This window comes from Streptomyces sp. Ncost-T10-10d (genome assembly GCF_900091955.1).
Taxonomy (GTDB): Bacteria; Actinomycetota; Actinomycetes; order Streptomycetales; family Streptomycetaceae; genus Streptomyces.
Genome location: NZ_FMDF01000182.1, coordinates 116,028 through 132,381 on the forward strand (window position 1 = coordinate 116,028; position 16,354 = coordinate 132,381).

Sequence of the window (16,354 nt, forward strand, 5' to 3'; positions counted from 1 at the left end):
CGCCCCCGCAGCCCCGGCGGCTCAGCGAGCGGCCGTGCATACGATCGTGAACACCGCGCCCTCAGGGTCCGCCACGGTCGCCACCCGGCCGCTCGACCCATCCCGGACCGGCTGCAGGATGTATCCGCCGAGCTCCACCACGCGGTGCGCGGCCGCGTCGGTGTCGGTGACCTCGAAGTACGTCATCCAGTGCGGGCCCCGGTCGCGCGGCAGGGCGTGGCCCACGCCGTGCAGCGAGGCCACGGGACGGCTGTTCAGATGCAGGGTCTGGTAGTCGAAGTCGGCCGAGACGACCGCCTCCGCCTCATAGCCGAAAACCGTCTGGTAGAACTTGCAGACCGTCGAGGTCTCGCTGGTCACCAGCTCGTTCCAGACCGGTGTGCCGTGGGCTCCCGCGAGCGCCGTACCGACGTGCGCGGCCGCCTGCCAGATCCCGAAGACCGCGCCGCTGGGGTCGGAAGCGATGGCGAGCCGGCCCGCCTCGCCCGCGTCCAGCGGTCCGACGGCGACCGTGCCGCCGCAGGAGCGGATCATCTCCGCCGTGACATCGGCGTCGTCGGTGGCCAGATAGGTGGTCCAGGCGACCGGCAGATGGCGGTCGGGCGGCAGCTGTCCGAGGCCCGCGACCACTTTCCCGTCGATCAGCGCGCGGACGTACGGACCCAGCTGGTCCGGGCCGGGCACGAACTCCCAGCCGAACAGATCGGCGTAGAAGGCCTGGGTCGCGCTCAGGTCGTGCACGATCAGACTCACCCAGCATGGTGTTCCGGGCGTGCGCCGGGCGGCAGCCTCGGTCATCGTCACTCTCTCCTCGGACCATCGTGGTGGCCGTACGGGGGGAACGGGGCCGGTGTGCCGCCGTGCGGTACAGGATGTGTACGCCCCGTGCAGATGCTTGCACCACCCGGCGCACGATGTGCCCCGGCCGCGCCGCACTTTCCGGGATCTCGACAGAGAGAGACCGATTTAATGCGATACGTCCGTTTCGAAGGTGTTACGGGCGGGGCGGCTCCTGCGCGAGGATGGCACCCATGAAGCCCATCATCACCGCATCCGAATGCGCGAGCGAGTCGGCGGGGCCACGTCCGCCGGTGCTCCTGGACGTACGTTGGCAGCTGGGGGGCCCGCACGGCCGTCCCGGCTACGAGGCCGGGCACATCCCCGGTGCGGTATTCGTCGATCTTGATGCGGAACTTGCCGGTCCGGCAGGCAGCGGCGGCCGTCATCCGCTGCCCGATCCGGAGGTGTTCGGCGCGGTGATGCGCCGAGCCGGTGTTTCCCGGGACACTCCCGTGGTCGTGTACGACGGCGGTCAGGGCTGGGCGGCGGCGCGCGCCTGGTGGCTGCTGCGCTGGACGGGGCACGAAGACGTCCGAGTCCTGGACGGCGGCCTCGCGGCCTGGAAGGGGGCGCTCCAGACGGAGACCCCGACCCCGGCCGAGGGTGACTTCCGGCCCGTCCCCGGCTCTCTGCCGCTGCTGGACGCGGACGGGGCGGCGGTGCTGGCCCGCTCGGGTCTGCTGCTCGACGCGCGAGCCGCCGAGCGCTACCGGGGCGATGTGGAGCCGATCGACCGGGTGGGTGGCCACATCCCGGGCGCCGTCTCGGCCCCGACCTCCGAGAACGCGGGGGACGACGGCCGATTCCTGCCCGCCGAATCGCTGGCGGCCCGCTTCGAGAAGCTCGGGGCCGGCCGGGCGCCGGAGGTGGGCGTCTACTGCGGCTCGGGTGTTTCCGCCGCCCATGAGGTGCTGGCCCTGGCCGTTGCCGGGATCCCGGCGGCGCTGTACGCGGGCTCCTGGTCCGAGTGGTCCGGCGACGGGTCCCGCCCGGTCGCAAAGGGCCCCGACCCCCAGTAACGCAGCGCGCACCGGCTCGAGGGAAAGGAACCGCCGTAACAGGTTCCGTACGCGCACGGCATGAGCGGCGCGCGCGGTACGAGGGCCGCATACGACACGGGCGGCGGGCACGGCATGAGGCCCGCATGCCGCACGAGGGCCCGTACGCAGCGGCGTACGGGCCCTCGTCATAGTGCGGTCACCCCGCCTCAGTCCTGCTTCTTCCGGCGCGTACCGAAGACGATCTCGTCCCAGCTCGGCACGGCGGCCCGGCGGCCCGGCCGGACGCCGTCCGCCTCGGCCTGGCGGTCCGTCGTCCCGGTCAGCCGGTCGCGGTGGCCGGCCACCGCTCGCGGCATGAGCACATCCGCGTAGGCGGAACCGGCGCCTGCGGAGGCCGCCGCGGCCGGCGGCTCATCGGCCTCCGGCTCCTGCACGGCGGGCTCGATGGCCGGAGGCTCGGGTGGTGCGGGCCGCTCCGGCACCACCATGTCGCCGCGGAAGCTCGGCACCGCCTCCAGCAGGCTGGTCAGCGAATCGCGCTCGCCGGCCGAGATGCCGCTGATGTGCTCCTCCGGCTCGGGCACGGGAGCCGGCGCCGTGGGGCGCTCCATCTGGCGGTCCAGGGCACGGTCCAGCGGCCGGTCGCGAGGCAGCCGGGCGATCCGCGGCACGAACGGGAAGCTCGGCTCGGGCGCGGCGACGTCGTCGGTCTCGCCGATCAGCGAACGCGCCTCGTCGTCCACGGCCTGGACCAGCCGACGCGGCGGGTCGTACGTCCAGCTCGCCGAGTGCGGCTCGCCCGCGACCCGGTAGACCAGCAGGACTTCCCAGGTGCCGTCGTCACGGCGCCAGGAGTCCCACTGGACGGTCTCCTTGTCGGCGCCACGCAGCAGCAGCCGCTCCTGCACCGCCTCGCCGAGCTGGGGGCCGGTGTTCTCGCCGGGACGGCGCACAGGAGTCTTCCGGGCCCGCTCGGCCATGAAGGCACGCTCCGCGAGCACAGGGCCCTCGAAGCGGCGGACACGGTCGACCGGAATCCCGGCGAACTGAGCAACCTCCTCCGCGGAGGCACCGGCTCGTATCCGGGCCTGGATGTCGCGGGGGCGGAGGTGGCTCTCCACCTCGATCTCGATCTGGCCGAGCCGCGCGCGGTCGTTGCGCACGGCGGCTCGCAGCCGTTCGTCGATCGGAAGCGTGTACTCCGTGCTGTCCGCAGCCTTGAGCACCAGTCGTGTGCCGTCGTTGGAGACGGCCACGACACGCAGTTCGGGCATGGGGACCTCCCGGGTGGTGCCTGCCGACGTCACGTGCGTCGCTGCTTCCGCTAGTCGAGTGTGGCCTGCCCGGGTGCAGCCTGCCACAACATTGCCGTGTTGCCCGGCGTGTCGGGCGTGAGCCCTTGATCGCCGATATGACACGGTGACCTATTGTGCAACAAAAAGTGACTGGCGGTCACTCCATGTAGCAAGCCCCCGTGCGATGCCGTGGCGCCGCCGGATCGAGTGCCTCCTTCGGCCCCCTCCCGAAGATCCCGGACACCCACGTGGGAGTCCGGCCCCAGGGCTCGCCACAGTACTCCATTCGGGCCATGTGGGTGGCCCGCCGCGCCGCCGAAGTTCTCGTGAGGTGCGGGAGTTGAGCTACCCAGCCGGGTGCGGGGCGACCTCCGTACGTGTCCTGCTTCACAGAATCTCCCGAAGCGGAACCATTCACTTCGCTCAAATGTCCCTTCCTGTTGCATGGTGGGAGAGATGTCAATCAAGGGCTGGAAATGGTGCAGAAGCCAGAAAGTGACATAGAACCCAAAGAAAAGCGTATAGATCTGAGCCTGCCGCAGGTGGCGGGCAGCGCCGTGGCAGCAGTCGCGGCAGCGGTGGCGGCCTCCCAATTGGGCGTGTACGGAACGATCCTCGGTGCCGGAGTGATGAGCGTCGTCGCCACCTGCGGCGGTTCGGTCTTCCAGCACTTCTTCCGCCGCACGGGGGAGCAGATCCGTGAGGTCACGGTCCAGGTGAAGCACCCGGGCCGCGAGGTGACCGTTCATACGCGTGAGACGGGTGGTGCGCGCGCCGCCACGACCGTGCGGCGTGAGACGGACGCCACGACCGTCCTGCGCAACGTGGCAGATGATCCGGACCGTACGCGGCTGCTGAGGCCGCTCGACGAGACCCGGTTGCTCACCGCGGGGCGCCCGGTCCCGGACGAGGAGTTCTCCGAGGCCACCACTCACGGCACCCGCATCCGCGGCTGGAAGCGGTCGGCGCTCGGGGCGGTCGTGGTCTTCGCCGTGACGATGGCCGGCATCACCACGTTCGAACTGGTCTCCGGTAACGGCTTGAGCGGTGGCAAGGGGACGACCGTCGGCTCCGTCGTACGCGGGGAGCGGAGCTCCGGGTCGGACGACCCGGCACCGGCGACCAGCACCGACCCCGGCCAGGGGCGGACCCCGGGCCAGGAGAACGGCGCGACGCCCGGTACGGATTCGCAGGGCGGACAGAGCCGCAACCCGGACTCCGGTCGGGGCGACGGCTCCTCGGCCGATCAGACGCCCAGCCCCACGCCGTCCGGCAACACGGGTGGCCAGACGAATCCGTCCCCGGCGACCACGCCCTCCCCGGCAGTGCCCGGCGACGGCAGCACGGTCGGCCCGGACCCGACGGGTGCGGGCGACGCCCCGGTGAAGGGCGACCGCGCCACCAGCGGCACGGATACCGCACAGTGAACGGCCGCGACGCTCAGTCGCCCAGCACCCGGCGCAGATAGTCGTTGCCGAAGAGGCGGTCCGGGTCCAGCCGGTCGCGTACGGCGGTGAACTCGCCGAACCGCGGGTACACCCCGGCGAGGTACTCGGCGTCGCGGGTGTTGACCTTGCCCCAGTGCGGGCGGCCGGCGTGGGCGGTCATGATCCGTTCGACGGCGGTGAAGTACGCCTGGTAGGGCGTTCCCTTGTACAGATGTACGGCGATGTACGCGCTCTCCCGGCCCGAGGCCGTGGAGAGCGCGATGTCGTCCGCGGGGGCGGTACGGACCTCCACCGGGAAGCTGATCCGCAGCGGCGACCGCTCGACCATTGCCTTGACCTCGCGCAGCGCCTTGACGACGGCCTCGCGCGGCAGCGCGTACTCCATCTCCACGAAGCGGACCCGGCGCGGGCTGGTGAAGACCTTGTACGGGATGTCGGTGTACGTACGGGCCGACAGGGCGCGGCTGGAGAGCTTGGCGATCGACGGAATGGCGGCGGGAACCGCCCTGCCGAGCGAGCAGGCCACCTGGAAGATCCCGTTGGAGAGGAGCTCGTCCTCGATCCAGCCGCTGACCTTTCCGGGCGGGGCGGCGGGGCCCGCGCTGCGGTTGTTGCGCTTGGTGTTGCAGTTGCCGGTGTGCGGGAACCAGTAGAACTCGAAGTGCTCGTTCTCGGCGACCAGCTCGTCGAAGTCGTTCGTGACCCGGTCGAAGCTCATCGGCTCCTCACGGGCCGTCAGCAGGAAGACCGGCTCCACGGCGAAGGTGATCGCCGTGACGACACCCAGGGCGCCGAGCCCGATCCGGGCGACGGCGAAGATGTCGGCGTTCTGCTTCTCCGAACAGGTCAGCACCGTGCCGTCGGCCGTGACCAGTTCGAGGGCATGGATCTGCGCGGATATGGACGCCGAGTCGCGGCCGGTGCCATGGGTGCCGGTCGAGGTGGCGCCGGCGACCGTCTGCTCCATGATGTCGCCCATGTTGGTCAGCGACAGGCCCTCCCGCGCCAGGGCGGTGTTCAGCCGCTTCAACGGGGTGCCTGCCTCGACGGTCACCGTCATCGCCTCGCGGTCGATCTCCCGGATGCCGGTGAGCAGATCCGGACGGATCAGCACACCGTCGGTGGCCGCCGTCGCGGTGAAGGAGTGCCCGGTACCGACCGGCTTCACCCTCAGACCGTCCTCGGACGCGCGGCGCAGCACCTCGGCGAGCTCCGCCACGGAGGCGGGGGACACAGCCCGTACCGGACGGGCGCTGACGTTCCCCGCCCAGTTACGCCACGCGCTCGTCGTCGTCCGTGCGTCGGTGTCGGTCATCTTCCCCGCGCCCTTCCGTAGGAACCGGCCCGCTGAGCCGGCGATACCCCAGGAACGCCACCGCGGCCGCGAGCGCTCCCGCCACGGCGGGCACCACGTACGCCGCCTCGGCTCCGGACGCGTCGACCACCCAGCCTGCGGCCGAGGAGCCGAGCGCCACACCGACGGCGAGCCCGGTGCTGGTCCAGGTCATGCCCTCGGTCAGCTCGGTGTGCGGTACGTGTTGCTCGACGAGGGCCATGGTGGTGACCATCGTGGGTGCGATGGCGAGGCCCGCGACAAAGAGCGCCACGGCCAGAAACGGGAGGTTCCCGGCCAGTTGGAGGGGGATCATACTCACGGCCATCGCACACACACCCACCAGCCACCGGATGGACGGCTTCCCCTTGAGGTGCAGCAGGCCGAAGACCGCTCCGGCCAGGCAGGAGCCCAGCGCGTACACGGCCAGCACGAGGCTCGCGGCGGCCTTGTGACCCTGCTCCTCGGCGAAGGCCACCGTCACCACGTCGACCGCCCCGAAGATCGCACCGGTCGCCACGAACGTGACCACGAGCACCTGGAGGCCCCGCGAGCGCAGCGCGGAACCGCCGGTGTGCTGCTCGCGCGGATGCGGCACCGGCTCGGTGGCGCGCTGAGCGGTCAGCCAGAGGACACCGACCAGCAGGAACCCTGCGGCGAGAAGCGGCCCCGCCTCGGGGAACCAGGCGGTGGACAGACCGATCGAGATGATCGGCCCGAAGATGAAGCACACCTCGTCGACGATCGACTCCCACGAGTACGCGGTGTGCAGCTGCCGCGGCGAACCGCGGTAGATCTCCGCCCAGCGGGCCCGGATCATCGAACCCACGCTGGGGACGCAGCCGGCGCCCGCCGCGAAGACGAAGAGCGTCCAGTCCGCCAGCCGCTGCTGCGCGCAGATCAGGAGACCGGCCACCGCGGCCAGCGCGACCAGGGTGGCGGGACGCAGGACGCGGCGCTGCCCGTGCCGGTCGACGAGCCGGGAGATCTGCGGCCCGATCACCGCCGCCGACATCGCCAGCGTCGCGGAGAGCGCGCCCGCGAGCCCGTACCGGCCCGTGAGCTGGGAAATCATGGTCACCACACCGATGCCCATCATGGACAGCGGCATCCGGCCGAGGAATCCGGCCGCCGAGAACCCCTTGGTGCCGGGGGCGGCGAATATCGCGCGGTAGGGACTGGTCAAGGAGGGCTCCGGAACAGCGTGATCGCACGCGCCAGTAATGCGTGAATATGGCCGGTACAGCTTACGGTTCGGGTGGTCCGTCCGACACCGGGGTCGGCCCCGGAGCCGATGTCGGTGGGAGCGCTGTCCTAGGCGGGTGGCAGGATCGATGCCATGTCCGATCTGCGCGATCCCGCTCCCTATGACGCCCTGCTGCTGCTCTCCTTCGGCGGCCCCGAAGGCCCGGACGACGTGGTCCCGTTCCTGGCGAACGTGACCCGTGGCCGTGGCATCCCCGAGGAGCGGCTGAAGGAAGTCGGCAAGCACTACTTCCTGTTCGGCGGTGTCAGTCCGATCAACGCACAGAACAGGGCCCTGATGGACGCCCTGCGCAAGGACTTCGCGGAACACGGACTCGATCTGCCGGTGTACTGGGGCAACCGCAACTGGGCACCGTACCTCACCGACACCCTGCGCGAGATGACCGCGGACGGGCACCGCCGCATCGCAGTCCTCGCCACCAGCGCATACGCCTCCTACTCCGGCTGCCGGCAGTACCGCGAGAACCTCGCCGAGTCGCTGGCCGCCCTGGAGGCCGAGGGGCTGCCGGTGCCCCGGGTCGACAAGCTCCGGCACTACTTCAACCATCCCGGGTTCGTACAGCCCATGGTGGACGGCGTCCTCGCTTCCCTGGCCGACCTTCCCGAGGACGTGCGGGCGGGGGCACATCTCGCCTTCACCACGCACTCCATCCCCATCTCCGCCGCCGACACCTCCGGCCCCGTGGAGGAGCACGGCGGCGGCGGCGCCTATGTCGCCCAACACCTTGACGTCGCCCGTCTGATCGTCGACGCGGTGCGCGAGGAGACCGGCGTCGAGTATCCCTGGCAGCTCGTCTACCAGTCGCGCAGCGGCGCCCCGCACATTCCGTGGCTGGAGCCCGACATCTGCGACCACCTGGAGACGTTGCACGGCGAAGGCATCCCCGCCGTGGTGATGGCCCCCATCGGTTTCGTCTCGGACCACATGGAAGTGCTGTACGACCTCGATACGGAAGCCACCGCGAAGGCCGCCGAACTCGGACTTCCGGTGCGCAGGTCCGCGACCGTGGGCGCCGACCCGCGGTTCGCCGCGGCCGTGCGAGAACTGGTGCTGGAGCGCGCCGCCACCGAGCAGGGGCGCGTCGCGCAGCGGTGTGTGCTGGGCGCGCTCGGCCCGAGCCACGACCTCTGCCCGGTCGGCTGCTGCCCGGCCCGGGCCCTCAAGCCTGCCGCCGCGGGCGCCGACAGCCCGTACGTGTGAGAGCCCCTGCCGTACGTCTAGAGACCCCTGGAGCGCTGTGACCGACCCGAACCTGCCCGAACTGCTCGACCTCGCCCTGGAGGCCGCCCGCCGTGCCGGTGCGCTGCTGCGCGACGGCCGCCCGGCCGATCTGGGGGTGGCCGCGACCAAGTCCAGCCCGATCGACGTCGTCACCGAGATGGACATCGCCGCCGAGAAGCTGATCACCGGCTTCCTCACCGAGCGCCGCCCCCGGGACGGCTTCCTCGGGGAGGAAGGAGCGAGCGCGGAGGGCAGCAGCGGTATCCGCTGGGTCATCGACCCGCTCGACGGCACCGTGAACTACCTGTACGGGCTGCCGACCTGGGCCGTCTCCATCGCCGCTGAACGGGACGGTGAGCGGGTCGTGGGCGTGGTGGAGGCACCGATGCGCCGTGAGACGTATCAGGCGGTGCTCGGCGGCGGTGCATACGCGAAGGGCGGTGCCTTCGGCGAGGGCACCGCTCTTCGCTGCCGGCCCGCGCCGCCGCTCGACCAGGCGCTCGTCTCGACCGGCTTCAACTACGTCGGCCACGTCCGTGCGCACCAGGCGGATGTGGCCCAGAAGCTGATCCCGCGGCTGCGTGACATCAGGCGCAGCGGCTCCGCCGCCGTGGATCTCTGCGATGTGGCGTCCGGCCGCCTCGACGGCTACTACGAGCGTGGGCTCCACCCGTGGGACCTGGCGGCCGGCGACCTCATCGCCCGAGAGGCGGGCGCCCGCACCGGCGGCCGTCCCGGGCTGCCCGCCGACGGTGATCTGACCGTCGCCGCGACGCCGGGTGTCTTCGAGCCGCTGCAGGGCCTCCTGGAGGAGTTCGGAGCCTGGCACGACTAGAACCCGGTCGACCGGGTTCTTCCGGCACGCGAGAAGGGCCCCTGACGCCGGTTGCGGCATCGGGGGCCCTTCTCGCGTGGCTCAGACGCTGGTGGCGCCGATTTCAACGCCGTGCTCGGCGGCGAGGCGGTGCAGGTCGTCCAGCTCGCCCTGCTCGACATCCGCGAGGAAGTCGTCGCCCGTCTCCCGAGCTTTCGTGAGGTCGGACTCGGTGGTCTTGATTCGTTGCAGCAGACCTGCGGTGAAAGCGTCCATAATGCGCCCCCTCGTCGTGGGTCGGTGGCACGGGGGTGTGCCCGGGTTTCCCTCCGCGCGGAGGCGGTAGGGCGGGTGATCACGCGCTCTCCGGGGACGGAGCGGCCTGTGGCACGCCACATTCAAGGCGCGATCGCGGGTGTGAATTCGTCCTCCCCAACCCAAAGCTCAGAGAAACCTCAACTGGCCCGGAAATCCGGTGATTTCCCCGGAGGTCCAGGTCGGCCAGCGTCGTCTTACCGCCGGTTTATACGCGTTGCGGGCAGGATGGAGCCGCACAGACCAGTGCCGACGAACGGTCCGGATCACGGACCGTGGGCACATCGGGACGTTGTGAAGTCACCTACTGAAGTTTCTAAGGAAGGACAGCGCCGTGCGCGTACTCGTCGTGGAGGACGAGCAGCTGCTCGCCGATGCGGTGGCCACCGGATTGCGCCGTGAGGCCATGGCCGTCGATGTCGTGTACGACGGTGCGGCGGCCGTGGAGCGCATCGAGGTCAATGACTACGACGTCGTGGTGCTGGACCGGGACCTCCCCCTGGTGCACGGCGACGACGTCTGCCGGCGGATCGTCGAACTGGGCATGCCCACGCGGGTGCTCATGCTCACCGCGTCCGGGGACGTCAGCGACCGGGTGGAGGGGTTGGAGCTGGGCGCCGACGACTATCTGCCCAAGCCGTTCGCCTTCAGCGAGCTCACCGCGCGGGTACGTGCGCTGGGCCGGCGTACGACGGTGGCCCTGCCGCCCGTCCTGGAGCGCGCCGGAATCAAGCTCGACCCCAACCGCCGCGAGGTCTTCCGGGGTGAGGCGGAGATCCAGCTCGCGCCGAAGGAGTTTGCCGTGCTGGAGGTCCTGATGCGCAGCGAAGGGGCGGTCGTCTCGGCCGAGCAGCTGCTGGAGAAGGCCTGGGACGAGAACACCGACCCGTTCACCAATGTTGTCCGGGTGACCGTCATGACGCTGCGCCGCAAACTCGGCGAACCGCCGGTGATCGTCACCGTGCCCGGCTCCGGCTACCGGATCTGATAGCCGATGCCCAACGTCCCGGCGCCGCCGACGGCGCCCCCGAAGCCCACCTGGGAGCCCAAACAGCAGGAGCCGCCGTACTGGCTGCGCCCGACCATCCGGATACGGCTCACGCTGCTGTACGGCGGCATGTTCCTGATCGCCGGCATCCTGCTGCTGGCGATCATCTACATGCTGGCCGCCCAGGCCCTCCATGTGGGCAGCGAGCTGCCGTTCAAGATCGTGAGCGGCCAGGTCACCAGCGACGTGTGCAACTTCAACGAAAAGTCCACACCGGACGCCTTCAACGCGGCCATGAACACCTGCGTCAACCATCAGCGCCAGCAGGCGCTGGACACGCTGCTGAACCGGTCGCTGCTGGCCCTGGTCGGCCTCAGCGTCATCGCCTTCGCCTTCGGCTATGCCATGGCGGGCCGGGTGCTCTCCCCGCTGGGCCGGATCACCCGCACCGCACGCCGGGTGGCCGGAACGGATCTGTCCCGCCGGATCGAGCTGGACGGCCCGGACGACGAGCTGAAGGAGCTCGCCGACACCTTCGACGAGATGCTCGATCGCCTGGAGCGGGCCTTCACCGCCCAGCAGCGGTTCGTCGGGAACGCGTCGCACGAACTGCGCACCCCGCTCGCGATCAACCGCACGCTGCTCGAGGTTCATCTCTCCGACCCGCAGGCTCCACCGGAACTGAAACAGCTCGGCAAGACCCTGCTGGCCACCAATGAGCGCAGTGAGCAGCTCGTCGAGGGCCTGCTGCTGCTCGCGCGCAGCGACAACCAGATCGTCGAGCGTAAACCGGTCGACCTCGCCGAGGTGGCTTCGCGCGCGATCGACCAGACGCGCGGCGAGGCCGAGGAGCGGGGCGTGGAGATCCGTGGCGAGCGGGCCCCGGCCGTCGTCCAGGGCAACGGCGTCCTGCTGGAGCGGATCGCGCTGAACCTCGTACAGAACGCTGTGCGCTACAACGTTCCGGAGGGGGGCTGGGTGGAGGTCACCACGGAGCTCCGGTCCGGCCAGGCCATGCTGGTCGTCTCGAACACCGGCCCAGTGGTGCCTGCGTATGAGATCGACAACATCTTCGAGCCCTTCAGACGGCTGCGTACGGAGCGAACAGGCAGCGACAAGGGGGTGGGGCTCGGCCTGTCGATCGCACGGTCCGTGGCGCGCGCTCACGGCGGCCGTATCGTCGCGGAGCCCCGCGAGGGCGGTGGCCTTGTGATGCGCGTCTCACTGCCGACCTGAGAGGCCGGGCGCGGCGATTCGTGCTCAAATTATTTTGTTCGCTTTGAGCGGAATTTTCGGGACCTGCGCCCGAAGTTGCCGTGTGTGATCGATCACAGGAGCGAATTTCTCGATGTCAACGCTCCGTGATCAGGGTCGGCACCCGAAAACCCGCAAAAGTCGGGGTTTTCGGGGTTCGATATCACGGGAAGTACACGGGGTGGCGCCCGTGAAGCGCGAGACCGGGACCGTGTACGGTCCCCATCGCCACCCAAGGCGGCCGCTCCCGAGCGGTCCTTTTGGGTGTCGATTGAGTAACAGACCTTGATGTGAGGCAAAATCTCCGCCTCAGGTCGGGCACAAGTCCGGCCTCTCACGCGTTACGTGCGCTGAGACACCGCAGACACCCAGAGGGGGAGAGCGACATGGCAACGGATTACGACACCCCACGCAAGACCGATGACGACGTCGACCAGGACAGCCTTGAAGAACTCAAGGCTCGCCGGAGCGACAAGACGGCGTCCGCCGTCGACGTCGACGAGTTCGACGCGGCCGAGGGACTGGAGCTGCCCGGAGCAGACCTGTCCAACGAAGAGCTGGCCGTGAGGGTCCTGCCCAAGCAAGCCGACGAGTTCACGTGCATGAGCTGCTTCCTCGTGCACCACAGGAGCCAGTTGGCGCGCGAGAAGAACGGCCAGCCGATCTGCCGCGACTGCGACTAGGTCGAACCGACCGTGGCAGGCGACACACCGTTCCGGAAGCGACGCTTGCGGCGCAAGAGGTCGTCGGAGGCGAATCAGGGCGGCACAGGCCTGGCAGAAGGCGTAGCAGCGCCTGCTGAGCGGTCCGCCCTGCCACCCTCCCCGGGTGAGCGGGACGACGAGCGGGGCCGACCGGCCTCGCTCGAAGCAGCCGCGGCAGTCGCGGCGGTCGAAGGAGTTGAAGGAGTCGACACGGCCGATGGGGCCGGACAGGTCGACAGGACGGAGTCCGTGACCGGGACAGGCCGTCTGAGCTCAGTGAAACGGGGAGTACACAAGGGTGGGGAGAGCGCCAAGGCAGCGATCGGTCATATCGCCGACCTGATCATCGAGACCGCTCCCCGCATCCCTGTGCGCGATCTCGCAACCCTGCGCAAGCAGTTCCCGGGCCTCGGGCCCGAGGAGCTCGCCGACAAGCTCATCGCAGGCGCGAGCAAGGCCACAGCAACCGTCGGCGCCGGTATCGGCGCGGCGGCCATGATGCCCGTACCGCCCGCCATGCTCGCCGAACTGGCGGCGGAGATCACCGGTGTGGCCACGATCGAGATGAAGCTCGTCGCCGAGCTGCACGAGGTCTACGGGCTGCGCCCGCCGGGCGGGCTCGCCCACCGTTCCAGCGCCTACCTCACGTCCTGGACGGAGGAGCGCGGTATCGACGTCACCCACCCCGCGACGATCAATGCGGCGCTGGGCGGCCAGATGAGGCGTGAACTGCGCCAGCAGATCACGAAGCGCATGGTGCGCGATCTGCCGAACCTCTTCCCGTTCATGGTCGGTGCCGCCGTCGGCGCGATGATGAACCGGCGCGACACCAGAAAGCTTGCCGAACGGGTCAGGAAGGACCTGCGCAAGCGCCAGATCCCCTGGGACCGGCTTCCGGAGCTGCCTCCGCTGGAGCGGCCGAGGGCCCTGCGCGAGGGTCTCCCGGGCGAGCTGGAGAGCTAGGGCATCCAGGCGCCCGACAGGGCCTGTGGGGTCCGAGAGGGCCCGCGAGGAGTCCCCCTGAAGGAGAGAAACCCCGGAGCTAGGCCCGTACCGCGCTGAGCGCTGCGACCAGGGCCTGCGGCTCGCGGGTCGACAGATAGACGTACGGAGTCGGGTCCTGCGGGTCGGTGACCTCCACGCGGACCGCCGTCGGGATGTAGCTGCGCAGCAGCATGAACGCGCGGGTGTCCGCCTTGTACGAGCGCCACGCGCGCGCCTCCTCCGCCTCCAGCACCTCGGCCTCGCCGAGCGCCGTCACCGGAATCCGTGCGTCACCGGCCACCAGGGCGCCTGCGACCACCCGGATCCTGGCCGAACCGTACGAGCTCACCGCGACCGCCGACAGGGCCGTTCCGCCCGCCAGGCCGGCCAGCAGGGGCAGGGTGCCGAGCGGCAGCAGCATCAGGGCACAGGCGATGCCGACCAGGAAGGCGATGAGCCACCACGAACGGGGCGCGGTCAGTCGTTCGTCGAAAGGCGGGGTGGAAGGCTGCATGAACCCAAGCTTGGCACGGCGCGACCTGCGGGTGGCCGCGCGGGTAAGGTCTGCGCCTGTGAGTGGAACATCTGTGGCTCTGAAGCCCCCGGCCGACGCGGTGAAACCGGTCCGGCACCCCGAAGCCCCGGCCCCCGGCGAACTCCTCGGCGCGCACTACGAACACTGTTTCGGGTGCGGCGAAGGACAGCCGCACGGGCTGCACCTCCAGGCGCGGGCCGACGAGGGTGTCAGAGTCACCGCCGAGTTCACCGTGAAGGCCGCCCACCAGGGCGCCCCGGGCCTCGCCCACGGTGGCGTCCTGGCCACCGCGCTGGACGAGACGCTCGGCTCGCTGAACTGGCTGCTGCGGGTGATCGCGGTGACCGGGCGGCTGGAGACCGACTTCGTACGCCCGGTGCCCGTGGACACCGTGCTGCACCTTGACGCCGAGGTCACCGCGGTGCACGGCCGGAAGATCTACTCGCGGGCGACCGGCCGGATCGGTGGCCCGGACGGACCGGTGGCGGTCCACGCCGAGGCCCTCTTCATCGAGGTCAAGGTCGACCACTTCATCGAGAACGGCCGCCCGGCCGAGATCCAGGCAGCGCTGGCCGACCCGGACCAGACCAAGCGCGTCCGTGCGTTCGAGGTGAATCCCTGATGCGTCACCCCGTAGACGTACTTATCCGCCGTGTCGACCCGGACGTGCCGATTCCGGCCTACGGACACCCGGGCGACGCCGGGGTCGATCTGGTGACCACGGAGGCCGCCGAACTCGCTCCGGGCGAGCGGGCTGTGCTGCCCACCGGGGTGTCGATCGCGCTGCCCGATGGATATGCGGCGTTCGTGCACCCACGGTCCGGCCTCGCCGCGCGCTGCGGAGTCGCTCTTGTGAATGCCCCGGGGACGGTTGATGCCGGGTACCGTGGAGAGATCAAGGTGATCGTCATCAATCTCGACCCGCGTGAGCCCGTGCGGTTCGAGCGGTTCGACCGGATTGCCCAACTGGTCGTCCAGCAGGTCGAGAAGGTGCGCTTCCACGAGGTGGCGGAGCTACCCGGCTCGGCCCGCGGCGAGGGAGGCTTCGGATCTACCGGAGGGCATGCTTCCGGTGATGTTGATGGCGTCAGGGGCGGGATTACCCAGGGCGGGAACAGCTACGCTTCGGTCGTACCCGACCGGGAAGGACAGTGACGTGTTCGGACGTCGCAAGAAGAGTGGTTCCGCCGAGGACGTGGCGGACGAAGCGCGCGAGGCCGAGCAGGTCGTCGACGAGCTCGATGACGCCGATGGAGCCGACAGCGGCTCGCGTCGGGTGAATCTCCCGCCGGCGCCGCGGCCGGACGGACCGTGGGACATCACCGAGGTCTCCCAGCCCGGCGAGGGCCGGGTCGACCTGGGCGGCATCTTCGTGCCCGGCGTCGAGGGCATGGAGCTGCGCGTCGAAGTGGCCGGTGACGCGATCGTCGCGGCGACCGTGGTGCTGCGCGACAGCGCCATCCAGCTGCAGGCCTTCGCCGCCCCCAAGAAAGAGGGCATCTGGGGCGAGGTCCGCGAGGAGATCGCCTCCGGCATCACCCAGCAGGGCGGAATCATCGACGAGGTCGAGGGTCCGCTGGGCTGGGAGCTGCGTGCCCAGGTCCCCGTACAGCTCCCGGACGGGACGAACGGCGTGCAGCTGGTGCGCTTCGTCGGCGTCGACGGGCCGCGCTGGTTCCTGCGCGGAGTGATCTCCGGCCAGGGTGCCGTGCAGCCGGAGGCCGCGGGACTGCTGGAGACGATCTTCCGGGACACCGTGGTCGTCCGTGGTGAGGGCCCGATGGCGCCGCGCGACCCGATCGTCCTCAAGCTCCCCGACGACGCCCAGATGGTGCCCGAGGGCGTCCAGCAGGAGAACCAGGAAGGCTCGAAGTTCTCCGGTGGCATGGGCCAGCTCCAGCGCGGACCCGAGATCACCGAGGTGCGCTGAGCCGATACGGGCTGCCGCCCGGCACAGCTGAAGGCCGGTGGGCCGTACCCCCCAGGAAAGGGGGTACGGCCCACCGGCCTTTCTGCGCCCGGGGCGCACGACAGAGGCGCGTATGGAGCGCGTATAGGGCACGTATGCGCATCGTCAAGGGCCCGCACTTCCCCGTAAGGAAGCCATCAACGCAGGCCAGGACGGCTGTGACGCGAGGTTTGCTCATGAGGTCCGAGAATCCGTACCTCATCTAGGAGCACACGATGGCCGATGTGGCCTTCGTCGTCACCACGATCGCGGTGTTCGCGTTGGTGGCTCTCGTCGCCAAGGGGGTGGCGAAGCTGTGACTGCCGAGAACATTGTCGGTCTGATCGTGGCCGTCGCCCTGTTGGGCTATCTCGTCCTCGCCCTTCTGTACCCGGAGAGGTTCTGAG

18 protein-coding genes are annotated in these 16,354 nt (G+C 70.0%); 12 read left to right on the forward strand and 6 right to left on the reverse strand.

Going from position 1 to position 16,354, the window contains the following annotated elements; all coding sequences use genetic code 11:
- Window positions 1-21: 21 nt before the first annotated feature.
- On the reverse strand, window positions 22-798 hold the full coding sequence (locus GA0115254_RS33045) for a VOC family protein (RefSeq protein WP_093898948.1): 777 nt from the start codon (window positions 796-798) through the stop codon (window positions 22-24).
- Window positions 799-1,031: 233 nt separating this feature from the next.
- On the opposite strand from GA0115254_RS33045, the gene GA0115254_RS33050 reads away from it, so the two are divergent.
- Window positions 1,032-1,859, forward strand: coding sequence for a sulfurtransferase (locus tag GA0115254_RS33050; RefSeq protein WP_093898949.1), 828 nt, complete (start codon window positions 1,032-1,034; stop codon window positions 1,857-1,859).
- Window positions 1,860-2,047: 188 nt separating this feature from the next.
- On the opposite strand, the gene sepH is transcribed toward GA0115254_RS33050, so the two are convergent.
- Complete coding sequence (gene sepH, locus GA0115254_RS33055; protein WP_093899048.1) at window positions 2,048-3,115, reverse strand: septation protein SepH; 1,068 nt, start codon at window positions 3,113-3,115, stop codon at window positions 2,048-2,050.
- Between the two features lie 497 nt (window positions 3,116-3,612).
- Here sepH and GA0115254_RS33060 point away from each other — a divergent pair, with 497 nt between their 5' ends.
- Window positions 3,613-4,563, forward strand: a complete 951-nt coding sequence (locus GA0115254_RS33060) for a hypothetical protein (RefSeq protein ID WP_093898950.1) — start codon at window positions 3,613-3,615, stop codon at window positions 4,561-4,563.
- Between the two features lie 13 nt (window positions 4,564-4,576).
- Here the strand turns inward: GA0115254_RS33060 and GA0115254_RS33065 are convergent, their stop codons facing one another.
- On the reverse strand, window positions 4,577-5,899 hold the full coding sequence (locus tag GA0115254_RS33065; RefSeq protein WP_093898951.1) for a D-arabinono-1,4-lactone oxidase: 1,323 nt from the start codon (window positions 5,897-5,899) through the stop codon (window positions 4,577-4,579).
- On the reverse strand, window positions 5,856-7,103 hold the full coding sequence (locus GA0115254_RS33070) for an MFS transporter (RefSeq protein WP_093898952.1): 1,248 nt from the start codon (window positions 7,101-7,103) through the stop codon (window positions 5,856-5,858). Before GA0115254_RS33070 ends, GA0115254_RS33065 begins: the two co-directional genes overlap by 44 nt.
- Window positions 7,104-7,256: 153 nt before the next feature.
- On the opposite strand from GA0115254_RS33070, the gene GA0115254_RS33075 reads away from it, so the two are divergent.
- Both GA0115254_RS33075 and GA0115254_RS33080 read left to right on the forward strand, forming a co-directional pair.
- Complete coding sequence (locus GA0115254_RS33075; protein ID WP_093898953.1) at window positions 7,257-8,384, forward strand: ferrochelatase; 1,128 nt, start codon at window positions 7,257-7,259, stop codon at window positions 8,382-8,384.
- A 37-nt stretch (window positions 8,385-8,421) separates the two neighbouring features.
- On the forward strand, window positions 8,422-9,240 hold the full coding sequence (locus tag GA0115254_RS33080) for an inositol monophosphatase family protein (protein ID WP_093898954.1): 819 nt from the start codon (window positions 8,422-8,424) through the stop codon (window positions 9,238-9,240).
- 81 nt (window positions 9,241-9,321) lie between these two features.
- Here the strand turns inward: GA0115254_RS33080 and GA0115254_RS44860 are convergent, their stop codons facing one another.
- The gene (locus GA0115254_RS44860) at window positions 9,322-9,495 is read right to left on the reverse strand and encodes a flagellar hook-basal body complex protein FliE (protein WP_176740391.1); all 174 of its coding nucleotides are present in this window, start codon (window positions 9,493-9,495) and stop codon (window positions 9,322-9,324) included.
- A gap of 373 nt (window positions 9,496-9,868) precedes the next feature.
- Between GA0115254_RS44860 and GA0115254_RS33085 the strand changes: the two genes are divergently transcribed.
- From GA0115254_RS33085 to GA0115254_RS33100, 4 genes are all read left to right on the forward strand, one after another.
- Window positions 9,869-10,522: a response regulator transcription factor gene (locus tag GA0115254_RS33085; RefSeq protein WP_093898955.1), complete on the forward strand. Its 654-nt coding sequence runs from the start codon at window positions 9,869-9,871 to the stop codon at window positions 10,520-10,522.
- A 6-nt stretch (window positions 10,523-10,528) separates the two neighbouring features.
- Window positions 10,529-11,758 (forward strand): sensor histidine kinase, encoded by a 1,230-nt coding sequence (locus GA0115254_RS33090; RefSeq protein ID WP_093898956.1) that lies wholly within the window; start codon window positions 10,529-10,531, stop codon window positions 11,756-11,758.
- A gap of 404 nt (window positions 11,759-12,162) precedes the next feature.
- Window positions 12,163-12,459, forward strand: a complete 297-nt coding sequence (locus GA0115254_RS33095; RefSeq protein WP_003965732.1) for a DUF4193 domain-containing protein — start codon at window positions 12,163-12,165, stop codon at window positions 12,457-12,459.
- Window positions 12,460-12,471: 12 nt separating this feature from the next.
- Window positions 12,472-13,443, forward strand: a complete 972-nt coding sequence (locus GA0115254_RS33100; protein ID WP_093898957.1) for a hypothetical protein — start codon at window positions 12,472-12,474, stop codon at window positions 13,441-13,443.
- Between the two features lie 79 nt (window positions 13,444-13,522).
- Here the strand turns inward: GA0115254_RS33100 and GA0115254_RS33105 are convergent, their stop codons facing one another.
- Window positions 13,523-13,978: a DUF3093 domain-containing protein gene (locus tag GA0115254_RS33105; RefSeq protein ID WP_093898958.1), complete on the reverse strand. Its 456-nt coding sequence runs from the start codon at window positions 13,976-13,978 to the stop codon at window positions 13,523-13,525.
- Window positions 13,979-14,036: 58 nt separating this feature from the next.
- On the opposite strand from GA0115254_RS33105, the gene GA0115254_RS33110 reads away from it, so the two are divergent.
- The 4 genes from GA0115254_RS33110 (at window position 14,037) to kdpF (ending at window position 16,353) form a co-directional block, all read left to right on the forward strand.
- A complete protein-coding gene (locus tag GA0115254_RS33110) occupies window positions 14,037-14,621 on the forward strand; it encodes a PaaI family thioesterase (protein WP_093898959.1) in 585 nt (194 codons plus the stop codon).
- Window positions 14,621-15,154, forward strand: coding sequence for a dUTP diphosphatase (gene dut, locus GA0115254_RS33115; RefSeq protein ID WP_093898960.1), 534 nt, complete (start codon window positions 14,621-14,623; stop codon window positions 15,152-15,154). The genes GA0115254_RS33110 and dut overlap by 1 nt, the downstream gene beginning before the upstream one ends.
- A 1-nt stretch (window position 15,155) precedes the next feature.
- Window positions 15,156-15,929, forward strand: coding sequence for a DUF3710 domain-containing protein (locus tag GA0115254_RS33120; protein WP_093898961.1), 774 nt, complete (start codon window positions 15,156-15,158; stop codon window positions 15,927-15,929).
- 334 nt (window positions 15,930-16,263) lie between these two features.
- Window positions 16,264-16,353 (forward strand): K(+)-transporting ATPase subunit F, encoded by a 90-nt coding sequence (kdpF, locus tag GA0115254_RS33125; protein ID WP_037701211.1) that lies wholly within the window; start codon window positions 16,264-16,266, stop codon window positions 16,351-16,353.
- Window position 16,354: the final 1 nt, after the last annotated feature.